The sequence below is a fragment of the Nocardia sp. NBC_00403 genome (genome assembly GCF_036046055.1).
Taxonomy (GTDB): domain Bacteria; phylum Actinomycetota; class Actinomycetes; order Mycobacteriales; family Mycobacteriaceae; genus Nocardia.
In genome coordinates, this window is the sequence record NZ_CP107939.1 from 8,692,368 (window position 1) to 8,715,314 (window position 22,947).

The window sequence follows — 22,947 nt, forward strand, 5'->3', positions numbered from 1 at the left end:
CATGACCGAACAGGACATCCTGGCGCGTATCAAGAATTTGGTCGACCGCGAGCACGATCTGCGGTCCAGAGCGACGGCCGGTGAGGTAGATCCGATCACCGAGCGGCAGCAACTCGCGGAGCTCGAAGTCATGCTCGATCAGGCCTGGGATCTGCTGCGGCACCGGCGGGCGCGCATCGATCAGGGCGGCTCGCCCGACGATGCACAGGTCAATTCGGCCCGTCAGGTCGAGGGCTATCTGCAGTGACCTCGGGGCCGGAGACCACCGAGTACGACGTCATCGTGATCGGTGGTGGGCCTGCCGGGGAGAACGCGGCCGCCTACGCCATCGCGGGTAGCGAGCGCACCGCAGCCATCGTGGAGCGCGAACTGGTCGGTGGCGAATGTTCATATTGGGCCTGCATGCCGAGCAAGGCGCTGTTGCGACCCGTGCACCTGTTGGCGAGCGCCCGGGCAATGGCCGGAATCTCCGCGAGCGGCCTGGACGTCGAAGCGGTATTGCGCAGACGAGACAGCTTCACCCACAACCACGATGACAGCTCGCAGGTGCAGTGGGCCACCGACAACCGGATCGACGTGATCCGCAGCAGCGGCCGCCTGGCCGGTGCACGGCTCGTCGAGGTCGGGGGCCGCACGCTGCGCGCCAGGCACGCCGTGGTGCTGGCTACCGGAACCACCGCCAGCGTTCCGGACATTCCCGGCCTGCGCGAGGCACTCCCGTGGACCTCCCGGGATGCCACCAACCTGCACGAAGTCCCCCGGCGGGTGGTGATCGTCGGCGGCGGTGTCGTCGCCTGTGAGGCCGCGACCTGGCTGGCCGGTCTCGGTGCCGAGGAGGTCACGCTGCTGGTGCGCGGGAATTCATTACTCGGCAATGCCGAACCGTTCGCACGGGAGCGCGTGGCCGCCGGATTGGCCGACGCGGGTGTCCGGGTCCGCTTCCGGACCCAGCCCGCGCAGGTGGCGCGCGCGGACGCGAAGGACACCGGCGAGGGGCGCATCCACGGCGGCCCGGTGACCGTGCGGTTGCGTGGCGATGACGTGGATCCGGATAGTGCCCGGATCGAGGCCGACGAGATCATGGTGGCCGCCGGGCGCGGACCGGCCACCGAAGCACTCGGCCTGGCCACGGTCGGATTGCCCGATGGCCCGGTCGCGGTGGACGACCGGCTGGCCGTGCGCGGTGTCGAAGGCGACTGGCTGTACGCGGTGGGCGATGTGAACGGGCGCGTCGCATTGACACACATGGGCAAATACCAGGCCAGAGTGTGTGGGGATGTCATTGCCGCACGGGCGGAGGGCCGGAAGCTTTCCGATGCGCGGTTCGCCGCGACCGCCGATCACCAGCAGGTACCGCAGGTCGTATTCACCGCACCCGAGGTCGCCTCGGTCGGACTCACCGAGGCGGCGGCGCGCACAGCTGGGTATTCGGTGGAGACCGTGGAGATCGACATCGCCGTCGCCGGTTCGTCATTGGCGCGCGACGACTATTCCGGGCGCGCCAAGCTGGTGATCGACGCCGCCGCCGACACCGTGCTCGGTGCGACCTTCGTCGGCCCCGAGGTCGGCGAGCTCATCCACGCGGCGACCATTGCCGTGGTCGGCAAGGTACCGCTGGCAACACTGTGGCACGCAGTGCCTTCCTACCCGACGGTAAGCGAGCTCTGGCTACGCCTGTTGGAAGCACGTCGAACGTAGTTACCATCGGTAGATGGCAGATATCACGACCGCCGACGGAGTTGTCCGCGGTCACCGCGGCCGTCGTGTGGTGCGCTGGCGATCCCTTCCATACGCGGCAGCTCCGGTGGGAGACCTGCGCTTTCGTGCACCGCAACCGGTAGTCCCGTGGACCGGCGTCCGGGAGGCGACGCGATTCGGTTCGGCCGCGATGCAGCACAGGTCCGGTGCGCGGATCGGGCCGCGCCGCTACCAGCCGACCAGCGAAGATTCGTTGACACTCAATGTCGTTGCACCGGCCGAGCACTCGTCGACACCACGTCCGGTGCTGGTGTTCATCCACGGCGGTGGCTATGTGATCGGCACGTCGGCGCTGAGCCTGTATTCGGGCGCGCGGCTGGCGGTGCGCGGCGATGTCGTCGTGGTGTCGCTGAACTACCGACTCGGCGCGTTCGGCTATGTCGACTTCGGCGAATTCGGCACGCCGGAGCGGCCTTTCGATGCCAACCTCGGGTTACGCGATCAAGTCGCCGCATTGGCATGGGTGCAGCGCAATATCGCGGCATTCGGGGGCGATCCCGGCAATGTCACCATCTTCGGTGAATCCGCGGGCGCACACGCGGTGCTCTCGCTGCTGGCCACACCCGCGGCCGAGGGGTTGTTCCACCGCGGCATCGCACAGAGCCCGCCCGCCGATTGGGCGATGAGTTCCGATGATGCCCGCGCCTTCGCCCGCCGCTGCGTCGAAGCTCTCGGTGCCACTGCGGAAAACGCGGCCGACGCGCTGATCGCGGCCGACGCGAACGACATTCGCCGCGCGGTCGACCGGAGCAGCGGGCGGGTGCTGCGCGAACACCCCGGCCTGTTCCCCATCGCACCGACAGTCGACGGCGCCTATCTACCGAGGGCCCCGATCGAGGCGATCACCGACGGCACCGCACACCGGGTGCCGCTCATCATCGGCACCAATCGCGAGGAAGGCACCCTGTTCGCGAGGTTCGCCGATGAACTGCCCACCGACCCCGACCGACTGCACCGGCTGCTGTCGCGGGCGGGCGACGAAGCAGAATCCCGGGTCACCGCCGCGTATCCCGGCTATCCCGCGCCGAAGGTCGCGGTGCGCATGGGTGGCGACTACGTCTTCTGGCGGCCCTCGGTCACCGCGATGGAAGGCCACAGCCGCCACGCACCCACGTATGCCTACCGCTACGATTTCGCCCCGCGCGCATTCCATCTCGCGGGCGTCGGCGCGACCCACGCGACCGACTTGATCCCGGTCTTCGGCGCGGTCGACTCCCCCTTCGGGCGGGCCATCACCGCAGCGGGCGGTCGCCGTGGCCTGCGCGCCGTGACCCGCCAGTTCCAGGACAACTGGCTGTCCTTCGCCCGCAACGGCGTACCCCTGCCGTCGTGGCCCGCCTACACCGAGGACCGCCGCACCACCTTGATCATCGATGATCCGACCCGGCTGGAAAACGACCCTGACTCAGCGAAACGCAGTGCCTGGCAAGGCATCGGAGTGCCGACGCTGACGTGAGGTCCGAACCGGACCGGTCGCGAGCGATGCACCAGGGCGACGTCTGCACATGGCGCTGACCGGCAGCCCGTGCTGCCGCCGAGTGCGGTGTGGTCAACCGAGCAATAACTGGGGCGTGACCGCGGATAGGCGCTGTCCACGACCCGACATCCGGCTGCACACCGGCCTGCTCGCCATACCGGTCGGCTACTTCAACAACCGCGACATCCGCCGATCGGCCAGTACCTTGCCGCCGGTCTGGCAGGTCGCGCAGTACTGGAACGAGCGCTCGGCGTAGGAGACCTCGCGGACAGTGTCGCCGCAGATCGGACACGGCAGCCCGGTGCGCGCGTGTACCTGCATGCCGGAACGCTTTTCGCCCTTGAGGCGGGCGGCATCCTGGCCGACCGATCGTTGCACCGCGTCGGTGAGCTCGGCCCGCATGGCCGCATACAGTGTCGAGATCGATTCCGCCGACATGGTTTTGGTGTTGGCGAAGGGAGAGATCCGCGCGGTGTGCAGGATCTCGTCGGAGTAGGCGTTGCCGATCCCGGCGATCAGCGCCTGGTCGACGATCGCGGTCTTGATGCGCTGGGAAGTGCCGTGCAGGATTTCGGCGAACTGCGCCTCGGTGACGTCGAGCGCGTCGGGGCCGAGGCGGGCGATGCCGGGCACCACCTTCGGGTCGTCGGCGATATAGACGGCCAGCCGCTTCTTGGTGCCCGCCTCCGTCAGATCGAAGGCGGGCGTCGCCCCTTCCTGCGTGAAGAAGTGCACACGCAACGCCAACGGTCCCCTGCCCTGTTTCGGCGGTGTCGCACTCGGCTCATCGATCCAGCGCAGCCAGCCACCCCGGGACAGATGCGTGATCAGCCACAGCCCACCGCACTCGAGCCCGAGAAACTTGCCGAACCGGCCCGCCCCGGTCACATCTCGTCCGGACAGCGCCGTCACCGGCGGGTCGAACGTCTTCACCGCGCTCAGCGCGGCCACATCGACACGCCCCACGACAGCGCCGACCGCATGTTCCCGCAGGAACTGCGCCAACGCCTCCACTTCGGGTAGCTCGGGCACGAATCCCAGGCTACCCGGGAGCACCGACAAAACAGCTGGATGCGCAGCAGCAACACCACCCACCTCCGCGCGCAACCAGGGATAAGCGAGCGTAGTGAAATCGTGGCCCCACAGCCCTACGCAACCACCGTTCCACTACCGCCGACAACCACTTTCGTGCGCACGCTATGTGTCGACGCGAAGTAGGTAGATGTCCATGATCCAGCCCTTTTCGGCACGCAATTCCGCACGGCGTCGGACGATCTCGTCCTCGACCGCACGCAGCGGGCCCTCGATGAGGGTCTCATCGGGCATGCCGAGGTAGGCACCCCACCAGATGTGCACATTGTCGCCGGGGACTTCGGTGAAGGCACAGTCGCCGTCCAGCATCACCAGGTTCGAGCCAGGGCCGAGGCCCTCCGTGCGCAGGCGCCTGCCCGTGGTGATGTGTACCGGTTCGCCGATGCGGTGCAGCACCATCCGGTGCCGGGCGGCCAGCGCCTGGGCGCTGGTGACGCCGGGGATCACCTCGTAGTCGAAGCTCTGCGCACCACGTTCGAGTACCCGTTCGATAATCCGCAAGGTGCTGTCGTACAGCGCGGGATCACCCCACACGAGAATGCCGCCGACTCCGTCGACCTGCGCGAAAGCCTCCTCCAGCAGTGCCGAGCGGCGGTCGTGCCAGTCCTCGACGACGCCCTGGTAGTCCGCGGGCACGCGGTCGCGCGGCGGGTCGGGAATCTCCACGATCCGGTAATCGCCCGCGAGGTGCTCGGTCAGGATGGCGGTCCGCACGTCGACGAGCTCCCGCTTCTCGACGCCCTTGCCGATGACGAAGAACACCTCGACCTGCCGCATGGCCTTGATGGCCTGCACCGTCACCTGGTCGGGGTCGCCGGCGCCGATGCCGATCACGTAGAGCTTGCGCATGTGCGGAGAGCTTGCCAGGCATCAGTAAACTCGCGAGGCGTGGCCACCAATGCTCGCGATACCCAGTACGAGGACCTGCTCCGTCTGGTCCTGGACTCCGGGACGGCGAAAGCGGACCGTACCGGGACCGGCACCCGCAGCATCTTCGGCCACCAGCTGCGCTACGACCTCGCGGCGGGCTTCCCGCTGATCACCACCAAAAAGGTGCATCTGAAGTCGATCGTCTACGAGCTGCTGTGGTTCCTGCGCGGCGATTCCAACGTCTCCTGGCTGCACGAGCACGGCGTTTCCATCTGGGACGAATGGGCCGACGCCGATGGCGAACTCGGCCCGGTCTACGGCGTGCAGTGGCGGTCGTGGCCCACGCCGGACGGCGCCCACATCGACCAGATCTCCGAGGTGCTGCACACCCTGCGCAACAATCCGGATTCGCGTCGCATGATCGTCTCCGCCTGGAACGTGGCCGAGCTGGACAGGATGGCACTGGCTCCGTGCCATGCGTTCTTCCAGTTCTATGTGGCCGACGGCAAGCTGTCCTGCCAGCTCTATCAGCGCAGCGCCGACCTGTTCCTCGGCGTCCCGTTCAATATCGCCAGCTATGCGCTGCTCACCCACATGGTGGCCCAGCAGACCGGGCTGGAGCCCGGCGACTTCATCTGGACCGGCGGTGACTGCCACATCTACGACAACCACGTCGAGCAGGTCACCGAGCAACTCACCCGTGACCCGTACCCGTTCCCGACGCTGCGGCTGCGCCAGGCGCCGACGCTGTTCGACTACACCTATACCGACGTCGACATCGTCGACTACCAGCATCACCCGGCCATCAAGGCCCCGGTGGCGGTGTGAGCGGACCGGACCGGACGATCGGGCTCATCTGGGCGCAAACCCCTGAGGGGGTAATCGGTTTCGAGAACACCATCCCCTGGCGCGTGCCCGAGGACATGGCGAATTTCAAGGCCGTCACCATGGGTCATCCCGTGGTGATGGGCAGGCGCACCTGGGACTCGCTACCACCGAGATTCCGCCCGCTCGACGGCCGTCGCAACATCGTGGTGACCAGGCAATCCGATTGGTCCGCCGAGGGCGCCGAACGCGCAGGATCGCTGCCAGAGGCGATGGCCATGAGTACACCGGGCACCGTGTGGATCGCGGGCGGCGGCGAGATCTATCGCGCCGCTATGGATTTCGCGACGGATCTGCTCGTCACCGAGGTCGACACCACCGTGGACGGCGACGCGTACGCACCTCTCATCGGCCCCGAATGGCATGCCGTCGAACCGGCGCAGTGGCAGGAGTCGACGACCGGGCTGCGCTTCCGTATCCGGCACTACATCCGCCACCGATCCGACTAGGAGGCAAACCTCCGGCATCGGTCAGCCGCAGCAGCACAACACCGTTCGACCGGTGGGGACGGCCGTGAACACGCCGCACCGAGGGCAGGCGATCAAACCTGGCCCGCGGCGCGCAGACGTCGGGCATACTCCTGAATAGGCGGCGGTTCGGACATCCGTCCACCCACCGCCCACCAGCCCGAATCACCAGCCCTGATCCGGGTGGATGTGATCTGCGAAAGGCGGTCCATGGACAAGAAATCGCTGACAGCGGTCGCTCGCCAACAGCTCAAGTTGGCCGCCACCGCCACGAGCGGGCGCAGTTCGCAAACCATTTACGGCGGACACGCCAATTCGCTGCGCCAGACCGTTGTCGGTCTCAGCGCGGGCCAGAGTCTGGCCGAGCACGACAACGCGGGCGAGTCGACGCTGCTGGTACTGAGCGGCACGCTGACGCTGATCAGCGGCACCAACGAATGGAAGGGCTCGGCGGGTGACCTGCTGGTTGTACCGAAAGCACGACACAGCGTCAAAGCCGTGGACGACGTCGCGTTCCTGCTGACAGTCGCCAAGTAGCCCGCACCGCTCGACCGGTGTGTCGGCGCCGGCCACTACGCTGTTGATCATGGGTGAGCCGCAGCCGATCCTCGAACCGCTCACACCGGCCGCGATCTTCCTCGTCGCCACCATCGACGAGGGCGGAGAGCAGACGGTGCGCGAGGTGCTCGCCGATCTGTCCGGATTGCGCCGTTCGGTCGGGTTCCGGTTGCCGGGATCTGGACTGACCTGTGTGACGTCGATCGGCTCGGCCGCGTGGGATCGGCTGTTCACCGGACCGCGGCCCGCCGAGTTGCACGACTTCCCCGGTTACGACGGCGCACACCACAAAGCCCCCGCCACACCGGGCGACCTGCTGTTCCACATCAAAGCCGAAGTGCAGGACGCCTGCTTCGAGTTGGCGATGCTGCTCAGCGACCGACTCAACGGCGCGGTGACCATCGTCGACGAGACCGTCGGTTTCCGCTACTTCGAGCAGCGCGATCTGCTCGGCTTCGTGGACGGCACCGAGAATCCCGAAGGCGCCTCACCAACCTCGGACGCGGGACGGGTGGCACTGATCGGCGACGAGGACCCCGACTTCGCGGGCGGCAGCTACGTGATCGTGCAGAAATATCTGCACGCCATGACGGACTGGCGCGAACTACCCGTCCCCGAGCAGGAACGGGTCATCGGCCGCACCAAGCTGGACGACATCGAGTTCTCCGACGCGGACAAGCCCCTGAATTCCCATGTCGCCGTGAACACCATCGTCGATCCCGATGGAACCCAACGTCAGATCCTGCGCGCCAATATGCCGTTCGGCAGCATCCGCGACGACGAATTCGGCACGTACTACATCGCTTACGCCGCCACGCCCAGCGTCACCGAGGCCATGCTCACGCGGATGTTCCTCGGCTCGGACGAGGCCGAATACGACCGAATTCTGGACTTCTCCACCGCGGTCACCGGCACGTTGTTCTTCACACCGCCCCAGGACTTCCTCGACGCTCCCCCGGACGCTCCCGAGGTCGAGGAATCTTCGAGCGCCGAGGGCGTTGACAAGTCGGACACCGGAGATGGATCACTCGGTATCGGCACGTTGAAAAGGAGCACGCAGCAATGAACAACCTCCATCGCGAACTTGCGCCGATCACCTCCGAGGCGTGGACGGCAATCGAGGAAGAGGCGACGCGAACCTTCAAGCGGCACATCGCCGGACGTCGCGTCGTCGATCTGTCCGGCCCGCACGGCACCGATTACTCCGCTGTCGGTCTCGGGCGCACCACCGCGATCGCCGCGCCCGACGTGGGCGTGCAGGCCCGTCAGCGCGTTGTCGCGCCGCTGGTCGAACTGCGGGTCCCGTTCACACTGTCGCGCGATGAGCTCGACGATGTCGAGCGCGGCGCCAAGGACACGGATCTGGATCCGGTGAAGGAGGCCGCGCGACGCATCGCGTTCGCCGAGGACCGCGCGATCTTCGAGGGCTACCCGGCCGCGAATATCACCGGTATCCGGGCGAGTTCGTCCAACGAGGCGATCAACGTGCCGAGCGACCCGCGGCTGGTACCCGAGGCCGTCACCCAGGCGCTCAGCGCGCTGCGGCTGGCGGGCGTCGACGGCCCGTACTCGGTGCTGCTCAGTGCGGACCTGTACACGGCGGTCAGCGAGACGTCCGATCACGGCCACCCGATCCGCACTCATATCGAACGCCTGATCCCCGACGGCGAGATCATCTGGGCCCCCGCCATCGACGGCGCGTTCGTGCTGACCACCCGAGGCGGCGACTTCGACCTGCAACTCGGCCAAGACCTGTCGATCGGCTACCTGTCGCACGACGCCGAGTCGGTGCAGCTGTACTTCCAGCAGAGCCTGACCTTCCTGGTGTACACGGGCGAGGCCGCGGTCGCGTTGGAGGCCTGAGAAACCGGAGCGCCTCGGGACACCTATCACAAGACGCCGGTGCATATCCGCCTCACCTACTGGCGGCCGGAGCCGAATCGGATGGTGATCGTCGGCGACTTCGCCGGGCACCGCGGGCACGCTTGGTTCACCGGGGTGAGCATCGGGTCGTTCCCGCTGATCGACCGTGGTTCCAACTGGATTCAGGAGGAGCCGTACAACCGCTGCTCCCCTGCGCCTCGACGGGCGGGTCGGCCCGGTACGGTGGGATTCGCAGTCGGCAGGAGGCGAGATGACGATGGTGCGCGCTGGCGTGGTTCCCACTCAACGAGCGCTGCTCTACGGCGCGCTCGGCATCGGGGTGACCACACTCGTCTGTGCTGCGATCGTCACGGGGTTCGGACCGAACCGGGTGTTCACCGGGCTGCTCGCCGGTGTGGTCGCGGGTATCGCGATCCTGGTCGCGCTGTTCGGACGCGATGTCGTCGTCCTGACCGACGGCGGGATCTACCGGCGCACCCCGTGGCGGGAATCCAGTATCGACTGGGGTCGGGTGGTTGCCGGACGGTTCGCACTCGACGAGCGGGCCAGGTGGTCGCTTGCCCTCGACCTTTCCGGTGGCGACGAACGCCACGGCGAGCTGGTGCTGCTGTCCATTCCGCCGGTGATTCGCCCGGTGTCGGGTGCCTATGACATGCGCAAACGTGAGCAGGTGCAGGAGATTCGGGAGATGCTGCGCCGCCAACGCGTCCCGGTGACCGTGCTCCCGGAGATTGCGGGCGGGCTGCATCGACATTGGCAGATCGCGCCGCCGACCCGCGGCGTGGAGCCCTGACGCGGGCGGCCCGTTTCCGATACGTTGGCAGCTGTGTCGATGATGAAGGGCGCCAATGTTCCGGTGCCGATGTCCGCGGTCCGCATCGAACTGGGGTGGCAGTCGGGACCCGCGGTTCCCGATGCGGATGCGTCCGCGCTGCTGCTCGTCTCGGGCAAAGTGCGGTCCGACAGTGACTTCGTCTTCTACAACCAGCCTGCGCATGCCTCCGGCGCGGTCCGGCACGAGGGCAAACAGCAGGGTCCGATCGTGCTGGACACGTTGTCGGTAAATCTGGCCCAGGTCGAGTCGCAGATCGACACCATCGTGATCGCGGCCTCCTCGGACGGCGGCACCTTCGGGCAGTTCCACGGTCTCTATGTGCGGGTGATCGACGCGTCGAACGGCGGCGAGGTCGCCCGTTTCGACAGCGTCGGCGCGACCACCGAGACCGCGTTCGTACTCGGCGAGCTGTATCTCAGGCAGGGCACGTGGAAGTTCCGTGCCGTCGGACAGGGATACGCCTCGGGGCTGGCCGGTCTTGCCACCGACTTCGGCATCTCCGTCGATGACGCACCGGCTCCCGCCGCATCGCCCGCGCCGCCCCAGCAGTTCACCCCACCACCGCCCGCGCCGCAGCAGTTCGCACCGCCGCCCGCGCCACCGCAGCAATTCGCCCCGCCCGCACCACAGTTCGCACCACCGCCGCCGACCTACAGTGCGCCCACGCCACCACCGCCGTATCCGCCGCAGCCGCCTTACCCACCACAGGCTCCCTACAGCGCGCCGCCACCGCCCTACCCACCGCAGCAGCCTCCGGCAGCCGGGCCGTCGGGTGCGCCGATCAACATGAGCAAGATCTCGCTGACCAAAGAGTCGCCATCGATCTCGCTGACCAAGCAGGGCGCGATATCGGGCACTATGCGCGTCAACCTGAACTGGACGACCTCGGTCGCTCCGAGCGGTGGCGGGCTGTTCGGCAGGAAGCGCGGCGGGGGCACCCTCGACCTCGACCTCTGCTGCTTCTTCGAGCTGACCGACGGCCGCATCGGTTCCGTTCGCGCACTGGATCGTTCGTTCGGCGCGCTGGACCGTCCGCCCTTCATCCGGCTCGACCAGGACGACAGGACCGGCAGCAGCAGCACCGGCGAGAATCTCGACATCAACCTCGATTTCACCGCGCAGTTCCGCCGCATCCTGGTGTTCGCGTCCATCTATGAGGGCGCGACCGATTTCCGCGGTGTACAGGCCACCGCAACCCTGTACCCGGTCAACTCGGTGCCGATCGAGATGACCATGGATGGCTGCACGGACGACTCACGCGACGTGGTTCTCGCCCACATCGAGAATCTCAACGGCGAGTTCGTCGTTCGCCGCGACGGCACCTTCATCCGTCCGCCCGGCGGCCGTCCCGGCAGCGGCATCCGGGAGATCGCCCAGATGTACGGCTGGGGCTTCGAGTTCCAGGCTTCCAGCGGCAAGGGCTGACGAACCGAAGGTCAGGCGGCCTGCAATCGGTGCAGCAGCGTGCCCGCCACCGTACGCAACTCGTCGAGGTCGCCCGGCCAGCTGAGCATCCGCAGCACTGCGTCGGGGATCGCGCGTTCAGCGTAAGCCGGCGCGCTGCCTGCATCGGAGCGGATGCCGATCACCGTCTCGACGAGGCGGAACGGGAGCCCCGCCAGCCCGGCGACGCTCGCGCCGACCGTCTCGGCGAGCACGCTTGCGGCCAATACCTCGTAGTGCCTGCGTAATTCGTCGCGCCGCAAACGGAAGGCGGCGAAGCGTTCGGTACGCAGCTCGGGAAGCAGATACAGCGCACCCAGATTCCAGCGGGCCGCGCACAGCTGGCGGACATCGAACCAGGCCAGCGCGTAGAGTCGCGCGGCCACCGACTCCGGCACATCGCGCAGCCGTTCGGCGAGTTCCAAGGGGGCGGCGACAGTTTCGCCGAGCAGCGCGTCGAGGATGTCGTCCTTGGCGGCGAAGTGGTGGTAGAGCGAGGCCTGCCGGATTCCGACCGCATCGGCGACAACACGCGTCGAGGTGTTGGCGTACCCGTTGGTGGTGAACAGCTCACCGGCGGCGTCGAGGATCTCGGCGCGCGGTGTCTGCCCGCGACGCGGTCGCTGTGCCAGTCGAGGACGGCCGGGGCCGAGGTTTGCCACCTGCCCATTCTGGCATCGCGTTTCGGGGCTTTCACCGGCGCATCAGCGGTCACACGGCCGGTCGTGGCCGAGCGGAGAGGTTTCTGTCACTTGACAGAAATCAAGGCAATCCAGAAGTTACCGGGGTTCCCGTAAGCGATACACACCGGACACCGAAAGCGCGATCGCGAACGCAAAACTGTCATCTGATAGGTATTGGCCACTCGCCGAAGGACCCCACCCATGGCCATTGAAGTCGATTCGCCCGCCCCCACCATCGCTGCCCTCGCAGCACTACCGGACACCAGCGCTGACGGCGTGGACCTCGCCGGCTTCGGTTATCAGCCGGTGCTGCACCGCAAGCTCGGCCGCTACGCCTCGTTCGCGGCCGGATTTTCCTTTGTCTCGATCCTCACCACGATCTTCCAGTTCTTCGGCCTCGGCTACTCGTTCGGCGGCGCCGCGTTCTTCTGGACCTGGCCGATCGTGTTCGCGGGCCAACTGCTCGTCGCGCTCAACTTCGCCGAACTGGCCGCGCGGTACCCGATTTCGGGCTGCATCTACCAGTGGTCGCGCCGACTGGGCGGTGAAGTCGTCGGTTGGTTCGCGGGCTGGATGATGGTCATCGCGCAGATCGTCACCGCCGCGGCGGCGGCCATCGCACTCCAGGTGGTGCTGCCCTCCATCTGGAGCGGATTCCAGGTTGTCGGCGCGGACAGCGCGCTCACCTCTTCGTCCGGGGCCGCGAACGCGGTCCTGCTCGGCAGCGTCCTGCTGGTGATCACGACAGTGGTCAATGTGATCGGCATCGACCTGATGGCCAAGATCAACTCGATCGGTGTCACCGTCGAGATCGCCGGTGTCGTCGCGATCGTCGCGCTGTTCTTCACCCACACCGAACGCGGTCCGGGCGTGGTGTTGCAGACCGATCAGGCCGCACCCGGCCCGTACTGGGCCGCGTTCCTTGTCTCCGGCCTGATGGCCGCGTATGTGATGGTCGGATTCGATTCCGCCGGTGAGCTTTCCGAGGAGACCAAGAATCCGCGCACGGTAGCGCCGCGCACCATCCTCACTGCACTGTCGGTCTCCGCACTCGGCGGCGGCCTGCTGCTGATCGGCGCACTGATGGCCGCACCGAGCTTGTCCGACGGCGCGCTGGCCACCGACGGCCTGGCCTATGTGCTCACCTCGAAGCTCGACAGCCCGGCGGGCAAGGTGCTGCTCGGCTGTGTCGCAGTGGCGATCATGGTGTGCACCTTGGCAATTCAGACCGCGGGTTCGCGACTGATGTTCTCGATGGCGCGCGACGGCAAGCTGCCCTTCGCCGAGCGACTCGCCGCGGTGCATCCGCGCTACGGCACACCCATACTGCCCGCCATCGTGATCGGTGTGCTCGGCATCGGCCTGCTGGTGCTCAACCTCGGCAACGCCGCGATCTTCGCGACGCTGGCCAGCGTCTGCATTGTGACGCTGTATCTGGCCTACCTGCTTGTCACGGTGCCGCTGCTGGCCGCGCGCTTCAAGGGCTGGGGCCGCGACAACGCCGACGCCGGGCTGTTCAACCTCGGCCGCGCGGGCATTCCGATCAATCTGCTGGCCGTGGTGTGGGGCATCGCGATGGCGGTGAATCTGATCTGGCCCCGCGCGGAGGTGTACACACCGAAGGGCGGAAGCTGGTGGATGCTCTGGGCCGCACCGCTTTTCGTGCTGATAGTGGGGGCCGTCGGGATCGTCGTACATCGGTTCGTCAATGCCGGACCGCGCCGCGCCGACCTCACAGAACCCGCCGTAGTACCTGCCTGACCCCGGCGTGCGCGGTGGTGCGCCGCCATTGCCCGCCACCGCGCACGTCCGATCCGACACCTCGACACACCTGACCCGAGGGACCAATCATGACAAGCACCGCTTCCACAACCGACGCCCGCGCGCACGCCCGATCGCAGGCCGCAGCGGCCGCCGTCGCCGCCCCTGTGCTGCCCGACGGCGTCGCCACCACGAAGATCACGTGGGCCCAACGCATTCCGGCAGGCGGCTACACGAACGTTGTGCTCGGCCGCGGCACCCGCATCCGGCTCGGCGATCCCGCGGGCGCCGCATGCGGGCACCTGCTGCTCGTGCGGGCCGACGCGCCGTGGGAACGCCTCAATGTCGCCGACACCGTCAAGGTGCCGTGGCAGGCCTACCTCGCGGACGGCCATCCACTGCTCTCCGATCAGGGCCGGGTGCTCGCCACCGTGCTCGCCGACACCTCCGGCCACCACGACACCCTCTGTGGACCCACCTCGCAGGCCCGTGGCCTGCTCCGGCTCGCGGGAACCAAACAGGGCCTCGAACCACGGGACATCGCACCCACGGTGTCGTTCTTCCGCGGTGTCCGCGTCGAATCCGACGGCACGTTGATCGCCACCGGCAGCGCGGGTGCGGGCGCCTCGGTCGACCTGCTCGTGCACTTACCGGTAATCGCGCTGATCGCCAATGCCACGCACCCGCTGGACAACCGGCCCGCAACAGACCTCGATGTCATCGCCTGGTCGGCGCCGGAGGAGCTCACCGCCACCCACAACTCCGACCCGGAATACCAACGGGCCGTGCAGAACACCGAACAAGCGTGGGCGGCCGCGCTGACGTTGGAGGCATCGGCATGAACTCGACACCGACGCGCACCATCGTGCTCGACCAGACCGTTCCCGCGTGCGCGCCGTGGTCCACGGTAGTCCGGGCAGGCGAACAGCTCGAGATCATCGACCTGCACGGCAATCAGGCCGTCGACTGCCTGCTGTACTCGGCCGCCGACCACACCGACCGCTACAGCGCGCAGGCCACCATCACCGCCCAGCGCAATATCTTCCTCACCACCGGCAGCGTGCTGCGCACCGATGTGGGTACCGCCCTGATGACCGTGGTCGCCGACGAGGTCGGCAACCACGACACTATCGCGGGCGCCTGCTCCCAGGAGTCCAACACCCTGCGCTACGGCCACCACACCCGCCAGCAGCACGCCTGCGTGGAGAACTTCCTGGCCGAGGCACTGAGATGGGGTCTCGGCAAGCGAGATCTGGTGTCCAACATCAACTGGTTCATGAACGTCCCGGTGGAGGCCGACGGCACCCTCGGCATCGTCGACGGATTGTCCGCTCCCGGAAAGAAGGTCACCCTCCGCGCCGAGACCGACACGCTGGTGCTCGTCTCGAATTGCCCGCAGATCAACAACCCCTGCAACGGCTTCGACCCCACCCCCGTGCGCATGGTGGTGACCCGATGACCGTCGCCGAACTACCGCGCAGCGGCGCAACGACCAGCAGCTCACCCGGAAAATCCGCCGAAACCTCGACTCCGACAGCGGCCCGGTCGGGATACGGAGAATCCGACCGGGCCGACAGTCGGCCTCCCGCCGGTCCTTTCGGTCAGGCCGCCGCAGACCTTCTCGACAGCGGTGCAGCCGACTGTCCGGGCCGGAATGCTCGCCCCGCTGTTGCGGACCGCAGAGCTGTGGACTCGTCCGCCCTCGCGCAGGTCGAGGTAGTGCGCCCAGGGATGCTCACCACAGTGCAGGACTGGCCGGGCCGGGTCGGCTTTTGGCATGTCGGTGTACCGCCGTCGGGACCGATGGACGATCTTTCCTTCAGGCTCGGCAACCGGGTGCTGGGCAACGACGAGGGCGCGGCCGGACTCGAATGCACCCTCGGCGGGCCCGCACTGAAGTTTTCCGCACCGACCTGGGTGGTCGTGACCGGTGCACCCACCGATATCACGGTGAACGATGCGCGCGTGCACCAGTGGCGGACCGTGCAGGTTCCGGCCGGCGGCGTGCTGGATGTCGGGGCCGTTCGCGGGCCGGGCATGCGCTGCTACGTGCTGATCGCGGGCGGCATCGAGCTGCCCGAATACCTCGGCAGCGTCTCGACTTTCACGCTCGGCCGGTTCGGCGGCAGTGCAGGTAGTGCGCTGCGGGTGGGCGAAATACTGCCGCTTGCACCGCATATCGGCCGAGTTGCGGCGGCGGTGCCGATGGAGGAGCAGCCGGTGCTGAGCCGACAATGGGAGCTGGCGGTCACCGAGGGTCCACACGGTGCACCGGAGTTCTTCACCCGCGCCGACTTCGACACCGTCATCGGCACCGATTACGCAGTGCACTTCAACTCCGATCGCACCGGAGTCCGGCTCATCGGCCCCAAGCCGGAGTGGGCACGGACCGACGGCGGCGAGGCGGGCCTGCATCCGTCGAATATTCATGACACGCCGTATTCCGTTGGTGCACTCGACTTCACCGGTGACACCCCCATCCTGCTCGGACCGGATGGGCCTAGTCTCGGCGGTTTCGTCTGCCCGGTCACCGTGGTCGCCGCCGACCGGTGGAAGCTCGGCCAGCTCGCCCCTGGCGACGCCGTGCGCTTCGTTCCGATTCGCAGTGCGCACGCCGCCTCGATCCGTGAACTGGGTCCGGCGCGTCGGGCCGCATGGCCGACAGTCATTTCGACCGGCGGCGACGATGACGACGGCGTGCTGCGCCGGACCGACGTCGACGACCAGACCGGCGTGACCTACCGACGCCAAGGCAATGACGGTGTGCTCGTCGAATACGGCGCCATGACACTGGATTTGGGTCTGCGTGCCCGTGTCCACGCACTGCACCGGCACCTGCTTGCCGCCGGTGTGCGCGGCGTGACCGAGCTGACCCCCGGTGTCCGGTCCCTCCAGGTCCGCGTCGACCCTGCCATCCTGCCGGTGCCCGCATTGCTCGACCTGCTCGCCGAAGCCGAACGCACCATCCCGGCCTCCGACCAGCTCATCGTGCCGAGCCGCACGGTCCACCTCCCCCTCTCCTGGGACGATCCGTCGACCCGAGAGGCCATCACCCGCTACCAGCACGGCGTCCGCGCCGATGCCCCCTGGTGCCCGTGGAACATCGAATTCATCCGCCGTATGAACGGATTGGCGGCGGTACAGGACGTCTACGACACCGTGTTCGGCGCCGAGTACCTGGTCCTCGGCCTCGGTGACGTCTATCTCGGCGCGCCGGTAGCCACCCCCACCGATCCGCGCCACCGGTTGGTCACCACCAAATACAATCCGGCCCGCACCTGGACCCCCGAGAACGCGGTCGGCATCGGCGGCGCCTACCTGTGCATCTACGGCATGGAGGGCCCCGGCGGCTATCAGTTCGTCGGCCGCACCACCCAGGTGTGGAACCACCGCAACGCCGGCACCGACCCCGCAGACAACCCGTGGCTGCTTCGCTATTTCGACCGAATCCGCTGGTATCCCGTCGAAGCCGAGGAACTCCTCGATCTGCGTGCCGATTTCGCGGCGGGCAACGTCGGGGTGAAAGCCGAAGACGGTGACTTCCGACTGGCCGACTACCGGCAGTTCCTCGCCGACAACGCCGGATCCATCGAGGAATTCCGGGCAATGCAAGCCGAGGCATTCGCCGCGGAGCGGAACTCCTGGCAGCGCGCGGGCGAACTCACCGGGTGAGGCGTCGACGTTCAGGTCACCAGCCGAACAATTTCGCCATGTCGATCGACTCGTCGTCCCAGCGGTTTTCGATGATCACGCGGTCGGATTCCGGCATGGTCGGTGACCAGCCGCAGCGCCCCCAGAAATCTTCACGCTGTTCCTGGGTCAGCCAACGCTGCTCGCTCATGACGGTCACTCCTGTACATCCGATCGTGGCCTTGCCGCGGCGACGATATGCCGACGCGAGCACCACAGGCTTCGGTTTTAGCACAAGTCGTGGAAGAACGCGCGGGTGTCGACCACCAACAGTTCCGGCTCCGCTCTGACCCACTTAGGACACTTTTCGCCCTATGTCCGGGGCAGACTTTGTAGTCATGTTGGAAACCTCCGCCCGCCTGCTGCGTCTGCTGTCGCTGTTGCAGACGCCTCGCGACTGGACCGGCGCCGAACTGGCCGAACGCCTCGAGGTCGATGCACGCACCGTCCGCCGCGATATCGACAAGCTACGCAACCTCGGCTATCCCGTCGACGCCACGCCGGGCGTGGCGGGCTACCGCCTCGGCGCGGGCGCGAAACTCCCGCCCCTGCTGCTCGATGACGACGAGGCCGTCGCGGTCGCCATCGGCCTGCGCACCGCGGCGGGCGGCACCATCGCGGGTATCGAGGACAGCTCGCTGCGCGCACTCACCAAGCTCGAGCAGGTGCTCCCCTCGCGGCTGCGCCACCGCGTCAGTCTGCTGCACTCGACCACCATCACCGTCCCCGCAGCGGCGGCGACCGTCGATCCCGATGTCCTCACCGCGCTCGCCGCCACCATCCGCGACAACCACCGCCTGCGCTTCGACTACCGGAGCCATCGCGGCACAACATCACTGCGCACCACCGAACCCCACCGTCTCGCCCACACCGGCCGCCACTGGTATCTGATCGCCTGGGACCTCGACCGCGCCGACTGGCGCACCTACCGCGTCGACCGCATCAACCCTCGCATCCCCACCGGCCCGCTCTTCACCCCGCGCGAGGCCCCCGATATCGACCTCGCGGGCTATGTTTCCCGCGGCGTCACCACCTCCCCCTACCGCTACTCCGCCCGCATCACGCTGGACGTCCCCGCCGAGGTGGCCGCCGACCGCATCGCCCCCACCGTCGGCACCATCGAACCCCTCGACCACCAATCCTGCCTACTCCGAACAGGTTCCAACTCCCTGGACGAACTGGCCATCTATGTAGCCGGCTTCGGCTTCCCGTTCCACATCCACGAACCCCCCGAACTGATCGCCCACATCCGCACCCTCATCGCACGACTCACCGCCGCCGTCGACGACGAGCCGAGTGGCACATGAGCGAGAGAACTTCTCGACCTGCGCCGCACCTATGTGCCACTCGACCACAGGAACTGCGTACGGGGCGGCCTATACGCCGAGCGCCTCGATCACCAGCCGGGCCGCCGCGGCGCCGGAGTACTGCTGTTGGCCGGTGATCAGGTTGCCGTCACGTACCGCATGCGGTACGAAGCGACCGGCGACGATGAAGTTCGTACCGTCGAGTTTGCGTGCCTCGTCTTCGATTCGGAACGGCTGGATGGTCTGGCCGACGAACTCGTCGGCGAAGTCTTCCTCGGCATTGGCGAATCCGGTCCAGGTTCGCCCGTCCACCACGAGCCGTCCATCGGGCAGCGTGGCCTTCAGCAGGACACAGGTGGCGTGACAGACGACGGCGACGACGCGGTCTGCCGCGACGCGGGAGGACACCAAGTCATGAATGCGAGGCTCGTCGATGAAGGTGTACATCGGGGCCTGCCCGCCGACGAGAAACACCGCGTCGTAGTCATCTGGATTCACCGCGTCCAGCGCCAGCGAATTTTCCACCAATGCAGCATGTTTGGGCGAGGAGAGGAACCCCAGGCTGATCAGGTCCTCGTCGCTGTAGGCGGAGTCGTCCCGCGGATCGCTCCACGGATCGGCGGACAATGCGCCGCCGTCGAGGCTGGCGATGTCGACCTGATAACCCCGCTCGACGAATTCCCAGTACGGATGGGTCAACTCCGCCCACCAGAATCCGATCGGCCACCCGGTCTGCCGCGAAACCGCCGGATTCGAAGCCACCATCAGCACCCGCTTGGGTCGCTGCGGGTTCAATACATCTACTCGTGCGCTCACCGGCTGCACCTTCCATCGCTACGGCGCGACGCGTCCCGCGTCGCGCCGCCTATTGTGCGGTGTCGCACCTCATTTCCACGCACGAGTTCACTGAGAGCCGAATTCACCTCTGAGCCAACAGCTTTGATGATTCAGGCGCCTTACGATCACCCGAGGATCACCGTCTCGCCCTGCGCATGACCGTCGGCCAGGTGCACGAAGGCGTCCGCCGTCTCGGCGAGGGGATACCGCCGTTCGATCAGCGGACACAGGGTGCCGTTCTCGGCGAGGTCGGTCAGGAATTCCAGGTCGGCACGGGTCGCGGCCCGAGTAGTTAATCGCCCAGTGCCGTCGCCTCGGGATTGGCCGCGTCGCGGATGATGCGCAGCCCCGCGACCAACTCGTCCAACTGCGGCCCGGTCAGCAGCCCGGTGAACCATTGCTCGATGCCCTCCAGATACGCGGGCAGCACGCGCGCGATCCGCGTCGCTCCCGCCGCGGTCAGCACCGCGTAGGAGGTGCGCCGATCACCCGCATCGGCTTCCCGCCGAACAAACCCGTTCCTTTGCAGCCGATCCACCAATCGCGTGATGCCACTGGTGGACAGGCGGGTCTGTGCGGCGAGATCGGTCATGCGCAACCGCCGACCGGGCGAGCGACTCAGCCGCATCAACGCGTTGGCATCCAGACCCGAAAGGCCGTTCTCCTTCCAGGTCGGTTCCAGCTTCGCGATCAGCCCGTCGTGCGCCTCGTAGAGCAGGCCGATGGTGGTGAGCCTCGGGTCGTCGAAGAGGTCTGTCGCGTCCATGGCGCCGAGCCTATCCGAGATAGTTGCATCGCGGATAGTTGACATGAGGAAAATGTGAGCTAGATTGTTGTCAGCACAATATTCCTCATGTCAACTAAATGGAGATTCAGATGGCTGCCACATCGCGTTGGATCGCGGGATTCCGTTCCGCACTGGTCGACCCCGCCGAGCAGATTCGGCTGGCCGAGCCGAGGAGCTTCACCGACCAGACGCTGCGGCAGGTGCTGCACCTCGCCGGTGGCGGTGAGCAGCTGCGAGTGCGCTTGACCAACCGCTACGGCCGGACACCACTCACCATCGGCGCGGCCCGCATCGCGGTGCGCAAGACAGGCGGCGAGATCGTGACCGAGACCGACACCGAGGTGCGGTTCGGCGGCGCTACTCGGGTGACCATCCCGGCCGGGGGCGAGGTCATCAGCGACACCGTCGATCTGGCCGTGACCGCAGGCACCGACCTGGCGCTGAGCCTGTACCTGCCCGGGGAAACCGAGCTTGCGCCGTTCGCCCAGATCCCCGTGGAGTCCGCGTACGTCGCCACCGGAAACCACACAGCGGCAGTCGGTTTGCCGGATGCCGAGGAGCTCACCTCCCGCTTCTACGTCACCGGCATCGACGTGCTGACCGCGACCGACGCTCCAGTCATCGTCGCCTTCGGCGACTCCTGGTTCGAGGGCGTCGGTTCCAGCCATGGCGCCAATCGGCGCTCTGTCGACGTGCTCAACGAGCGCTTGACCACAGGCTGGGCGGTCAATCAGGGCACCGGCGGAAATCGACTGCTGACAAACGAAGTCGGCGACCGCGCGCTCGCGCGATTCGACCGCGATGTGCTCGATGTCCCCGGCGTGACGCACGTCCTGGTGAACATCGGCATCAACGACCTGATCGTGGCGGGCACCGCTCCCGCCGCCGACCTGATCGCCGGTTTCACCAGTCTCGCGCAGCGCGCGCACGCCGCCGGACTGCCCATCTACGCCAACACCGTCGGCCCCTTCGCCGGGGTGATCTACCCCGGCCTCAGCACCGAGACCGGCGTACCCGTCCGCAATGAAATCAACGAATGGCTGCGTACCACCGCCATTTTCGACGGCGTCTTCGATGTCGCACGAGCCGTGGAGGACCCGGACAACCCCGACTACATCCGCCCGGATTTCGACAGCGGCGATGGCCTGCACCTCAATGACGCCGGGGCCCGCGCAATGGCCGAAACCTTCGATATCACGGCACTGACACAACGCTCTCGACACTTCGCGCCGACTGCCGGCTAAGGCGCGAGGCCGCGCAGCACGATCTCCAGGCCGCCGCGGAATTCGTCTGCAGCGGAGACTGTTTGCGCATCGATGGCCGTTCGAGACAGATGCGGGTAATCGTCCGGGGCGAGATCCGCCATGGCGGCGGTGCCGGTTCCCTCGAGTGACGCGTAGTGGGCATTCTGCAGAAACCCGAGCAGAAAGCCGATCAGGGTGCGCTGGGCGATCACTCGTTCACGACCGGTGAAACCGGCATCGGTGAGGATCTCGAGCATTGCCTCGATCCAGGCCAGGGAGCCGGCCGAGGATTGCCGGTGCCGCAACAGCAGCGGCACCACATCAGGGTGCGCCGCGGCGGCGTCGCGCACCCGCGCCAAGAGCGCCGCCACGCGATCGCGCCAGTTCGGCTCCGGCGGCGGTGACGCATCGATCGCCTGGAAGATCTCGTCGACCACCAGCGCTTCGAGACCGTCGCGGTCGGGGACGTAGCGGTACAGCGCCATGGTCGCCATGTGCAGTTCCTTGGCGACGGCCCGCATGGTGAGCGCGGGCAGGCCGTCGCGGTCGATCACCGCGAGCGCGGCGGCCGCAATGGCCCCCGGCGTCAAGGAGCGCGAACGAGGCATGGGTTGACAGCGTACCGGGTACGCTCATACTGGATGTAGGCGTACTTAGTACACCTACGAAAGGAGCATCATGCCATCCACCGTGACCACCAGAACGCTGGACTCTGTCACCGGTGTCACCGTGCCGGTCCCGGACCCCGATCACCTGATCCACCTACAGTTCCGCCGCTTCGCCGGTTGCCCGGTGTGCAATCTGCACCTGCGTTCGATCGCCACTCGACACCACGAGATCCTTGCCGCCGGCATTCGCGAAGTGGTCGTGTTCCATTCCAGCGCAGCCGAATTGCGCACGTACGAGGGTGACCTGCCGTTCGACCTGATTGCCGACCCGACCCGAATGCTCTACCGCGAGTTCGGCATCGAATCCGCCCCACGTGCGCTCCTGGACCCCCGCGCCTGGCCGGGCATCGCGCGTGCTGTCGCAAAGACACTGCCGACCGTCCTCCGCAAGGACAAGCCCGCTCCCCCGAATAGACCCGACGGCGGCCGCCTCGGCCTGCCCGGCGACTTCCTCATCGCACCGGACGGCCGTGTACTGGCAAGCAAACTCGGCAAGCATGCCGACGACCAGTGGTCGGTCGACGAACTGCTCGCGCTCGCACCCATCCGCGTGCCGCGTCCGTAAAAGACCATCGTTTGCGGCAAGCCGGCAAGAGCATTCGTATCAGCACCGGTTGTCGCCGAGGAGCACGTCATCTCGGCGTAGCACCGCGAAAGCCGTTGCCACGAATGGGCAACGGCTTTCGCGTATCGATGTTGTC

General features: G+C 67.1%; 25 protein-coding genes. 17 read left to right on the forward strand and 8 right to left on the reverse strand.

Features of this window, described 5'->3' with window-relative positions:
• The first annotated feature begins 1 nt into the window (after position 1).
• From OHQ90_RS39160 to OHQ90_RS39170, 3 genes are read left to right on the forward strand one after another with little or no spacing between them, the layout of a single operon-like run.
• On the forward strand, positions 2 to 247 hold the full coding sequence (locus OHQ90_RS39160) for a DUF2630 family protein (RefSeq protein WP_328406398.1): 246 nt from the start codon (positions 2 to 4) through the stop codon (positions 245 to 247).
• The gene (locus OHQ90_RS39165; RefSeq protein ID WP_328406401.1) at positions 244 to 1,698 is read left to right on the forward strand and encodes a dihydrolipoyl dehydrogenase family protein; all 1,455 of its coding nucleotides are present in this window, start codon (positions 244 to 246) and stop codon (positions 1,696 to 1,698) included. Before OHQ90_RS39160 ends, OHQ90_RS39165 begins: the two co-directional genes overlap by 4 nt.
• A gap of 13 nt (positions 1,699 to 1,711) precedes the next feature.
• A complete protein-coding gene (locus tag OHQ90_RS39170) occupies positions 1,712 to 3,214 on the forward strand; it encodes a carboxylesterase/lipase family protein (protein ID WP_328406403.1) in 1,503 nt (500 codons plus the stop codon).
• Positions 3,215 to 3,400: 186 nt separating this feature from the next.
• Here OHQ90_RS39170 and OHQ90_RS39175 read toward each other — a convergent pair whose 3' ends face one another.
• Both OHQ90_RS39175 and cobF read right to left on the reverse strand, forming a co-directional pair.
• A complete protein-coding gene (locus OHQ90_RS39175) occupies positions 3,401 to 4,267 on the reverse strand; it encodes an Fpg/Nei family DNA glycosylase (protein WP_328406405.1) in 867 nt (288 codons plus the stop codon).
• Between the two features lie 165 nt (positions 4,268 to 4,432).
• Positions 4,433 to 5,176 carry a precorrin-6A synthase (deacetylating) gene (gene cobF / locus OHQ90_RS39180; protein WP_328406407.1) on the reverse strand — a complete coding sequence of 248 codons (744 nt, stop codon included), beginning with the start codon at positions 5,174 to 5,176 and terminating at the stop codon, positions 4,433 to 4,435.
• Between the two features lie 39 nt (positions 5,177 to 5,215).
• Here cobF and OHQ90_RS39185 point away from each other — a divergent pair, with 39 nt between their 5' ends.
• The 7 genes from OHQ90_RS39185 (at position 5,216) to OHQ90_RS39215 (ending at position 11,251) form a co-directional block, all read left to right on the forward strand.
• The gene (locus OHQ90_RS39185) at positions 5,216 to 6,025 is read left to right on the forward strand and encodes a thymidylate synthase (RefSeq protein ID WP_328406409.1); all 810 of its coding nucleotides are present in this window, start codon (positions 5,216 to 5,218) and stop codon (positions 6,023 to 6,025) included.
• A complete protein-coding gene (locus OHQ90_RS39190; protein ID WP_328406411.1) occupies positions 6,022 to 6,531 on the forward strand; it encodes a dihydrofolate reductase in 510 nt (169 codons plus the stop codon). Before OHQ90_RS39185 ends, OHQ90_RS39190 begins: the two co-directional genes overlap by 4 nt.
• A gap of 228 nt (positions 6,532 to 6,759) precedes the next feature.
• Positions 6,760 to 7,086 carry a cupin domain-containing protein gene (locus OHQ90_RS39195; RefSeq protein ID WP_328406414.1) on the forward strand — a complete coding sequence of 109 codons (327 nt, stop codon included), beginning with the start codon at positions 6,760 to 6,762 and terminating at the stop codon, positions 7,084 to 7,086.
• Positions 7,087 to 7,135: 49 nt separating this feature from the next.
• Positions 7,136 to 8,173 (forward strand): Dyp-type peroxidase, encoded by a 1,038-nt coding sequence (locus OHQ90_RS39200; RefSeq protein ID WP_328406416.1) that lies wholly within the window; start codon positions 7,136 to 7,138, stop codon positions 8,171 to 8,173.
• Entirely contained in the window at positions 8,170 to 8,970 is an 801-nt protein-coding gene (locus tag OHQ90_RS39205; protein WP_328406418.1) for a family 1 encapsulin nanocompartment shell protein, read from the forward strand. Before OHQ90_RS39200 ends, OHQ90_RS39205 begins: the two co-directional genes overlap by 4 nt.
• Before the next feature lie 271 nt (positions 8,971 to 9,241).
• Complete coding sequence (locus OHQ90_RS39210) at positions 9,242 to 9,784, forward strand: hypothetical protein (protein ID WP_328406420.1); 543 nt, start codon at positions 9,242 to 9,244, stop codon at positions 9,782 to 9,784.
• Between the two features lie 39 nt (positions 9,785 to 9,823).
• Positions 9,824 to 11,251, forward strand: coding sequence for a TerD family protein (locus OHQ90_RS39215; RefSeq protein WP_328413437.1), 1,428 nt, complete (start codon positions 9,824 to 9,826; stop codon positions 11,249 to 11,251).
• Positions 11,252 to 11,262: 11 nt separating this feature from the next.
• On the opposite strand, the gene OHQ90_RS39220 is transcribed toward OHQ90_RS39215, so the two are convergent.
• Positions 11,263 to 11,931 (reverse strand): TetR/AcrR family transcriptional regulator, encoded by a 669-nt coding sequence (locus tag OHQ90_RS39220; protein WP_328406422.1) that lies wholly within the window; start codon positions 11,929 to 11,931, stop codon positions 11,263 to 11,265.
• A gap of 222 nt (positions 11,932 to 12,153) precedes the next feature.
• On the opposite strand from OHQ90_RS39220, the gene OHQ90_RS39225 reads away from it, so the two are divergent.
• The 4 genes from OHQ90_RS39225 (at position 12,154) to OHQ90_RS39240 (ending at position 17,385) form a co-directional block, all read left to right on the forward strand.
• On the forward strand, positions 12,154 to 13,713 hold the full coding sequence (locus tag OHQ90_RS39225) for an amino acid permease (protein ID WP_328406424.1): 1,560 nt from the start codon (positions 12,154 to 12,156) through the stop codon (positions 13,711 to 13,713).
• A gap of 89 nt (positions 13,714 to 13,802) precedes the next feature.
• Positions 13,803 to 14,555 (forward strand): DUF1989 domain-containing protein, encoded by a 753-nt coding sequence (locus OHQ90_RS39230; protein WP_328406426.1) that lies wholly within the window; start codon positions 13,803 to 13,805, stop codon positions 14,553 to 14,555.
• On the forward strand, positions 14,552 to 15,172 hold the full coding sequence (locus tag OHQ90_RS39235) for an urea amidolyase associated protein UAAP2 (RefSeq protein ID WP_328406428.1): 621 nt from the start codon (positions 14,552 to 14,554) through the stop codon (positions 15,170 to 15,172). Before OHQ90_RS39230 ends, OHQ90_RS39235 begins: the two co-directional genes overlap by 4 nt.
• Before the next feature lie 272 nt (positions 15,173 to 15,444).
• On the forward strand, positions 15,445 to 17,385 hold the full coding sequence (locus OHQ90_RS39240) for a 5-oxoprolinase/urea amidolyase family protein (protein WP_328413439.1): 1,941 nt from the start codon (positions 15,445 to 15,447) through the stop codon (positions 17,383 to 17,385).
• A gap of 16 nt (positions 17,386 to 17,401) precedes the next feature.
• On the opposite strand, the gene OHQ90_RS39245 is transcribed toward OHQ90_RS39240, so the two are convergent.
• Positions 17,402 to 17,554: a hypothetical protein gene (locus OHQ90_RS39245; RefSeq protein WP_328406431.1), complete on the reverse strand. Its 153-nt coding sequence runs from the start codon at positions 17,552 to 17,554 to the stop codon at positions 17,402 to 17,404.
• A gap of 187 nt (positions 17,555 to 17,741) precedes the next feature.
• Between OHQ90_RS39245 and OHQ90_RS39250 the strand changes: the two genes are divergently transcribed.
• Positions 17,742 to 18,710 (forward strand): helix-turn-helix transcriptional regulator, encoded by a 969-nt coding sequence (locus OHQ90_RS39250; RefSeq protein ID WP_328406433.1) that lies wholly within the window; start codon positions 17,742 to 17,744, stop codon positions 18,708 to 18,710.
• A gap of 69 nt (positions 18,711 to 18,779) precedes the next feature.
• On the opposite strand, the gene OHQ90_RS39255 is transcribed toward OHQ90_RS39250, so the two are convergent.
• The 3 genes from OHQ90_RS39255 to OHQ90_RS39265 all read right to left on the reverse strand — a co-directional run bounded on the left by OHQ90_RS39255 (position 18,780) and on the right by OHQ90_RS39265 (position 20,313).
• Complete coding sequence (locus OHQ90_RS39255) at positions 18,780 to 19,526, reverse strand: type 1 glutamine amidotransferase domain-containing protein (RefSeq protein WP_328406435.1); 747 nt, start codon at positions 19,524 to 19,526, stop codon at positions 18,780 to 18,782.
• A 146-nt stretch (positions 19,527 to 19,672) separates the two neighbouring features.
• The gene (locus tag OHQ90_RS39700; protein WP_442941281.1) at positions 19,673 to 19,945 is read right to left on the reverse strand and encodes a zinc-binding dehydrogenase; all 273 of its coding nucleotides are present in this window, start codon (positions 19,943 to 19,945) and stop codon (positions 19,673 to 19,675) included.
• Positions 19,840 to 20,313: a MarR family winged helix-turn-helix transcriptional regulator gene (locus tag OHQ90_RS39265; RefSeq protein ID WP_328406439.1), complete on the reverse strand. Its 474-nt coding sequence runs from the start codon at positions 20,311 to 20,313 to the stop codon at positions 19,840 to 19,842. Before OHQ90_RS39265 ends, OHQ90_RS39700 begins: the two co-directional genes overlap by 106 nt.
• A gap of 110 nt (positions 20,314 to 20,423) precedes the next feature.
• Between OHQ90_RS39265 and OHQ90_RS39270 the strand changes: the two genes are divergently transcribed.
• Positions 20,424 to 21,578: a GDSL-type esterase/lipase family protein gene (locus tag OHQ90_RS39270; protein ID WP_328406441.1), complete on the forward strand. Its 1,155-nt coding sequence runs from the start codon at positions 20,424 to 20,426 to the stop codon at positions 21,576 to 21,578.
• Here OHQ90_RS39270 and OHQ90_RS39275 read toward each other — a convergent pair.
• Complete coding sequence (locus OHQ90_RS39275; protein ID WP_328406443.1) at positions 21,575 to 22,186, reverse strand: TetR/AcrR family transcriptional regulator C-terminal domain-containing protein; 612 nt, start codon at positions 22,184 to 22,186, stop codon at positions 21,575 to 21,577. The two genes, OHQ90_RS39270 and OHQ90_RS39275, sit on opposite strands and share 4 nt — an antisense overlap.
• 70 nt (positions 22,187 to 22,256) lie before the next feature.
• Between OHQ90_RS39275 and OHQ90_RS39280 the strand changes: the two genes are divergently transcribed.
• Positions 22,257 to 22,811 carry a peroxiredoxin-like family protein gene (locus OHQ90_RS39280; RefSeq protein WP_328406445.1) on the forward strand — a complete coding sequence of 185 codons (555 nt, stop codon included), beginning with the start codon at positions 22,257 to 22,259 and terminating at the stop codon, positions 22,809 to 22,811.
• Positions 22,812 to 22,947 lie beyond the last annotated feature (136 nt).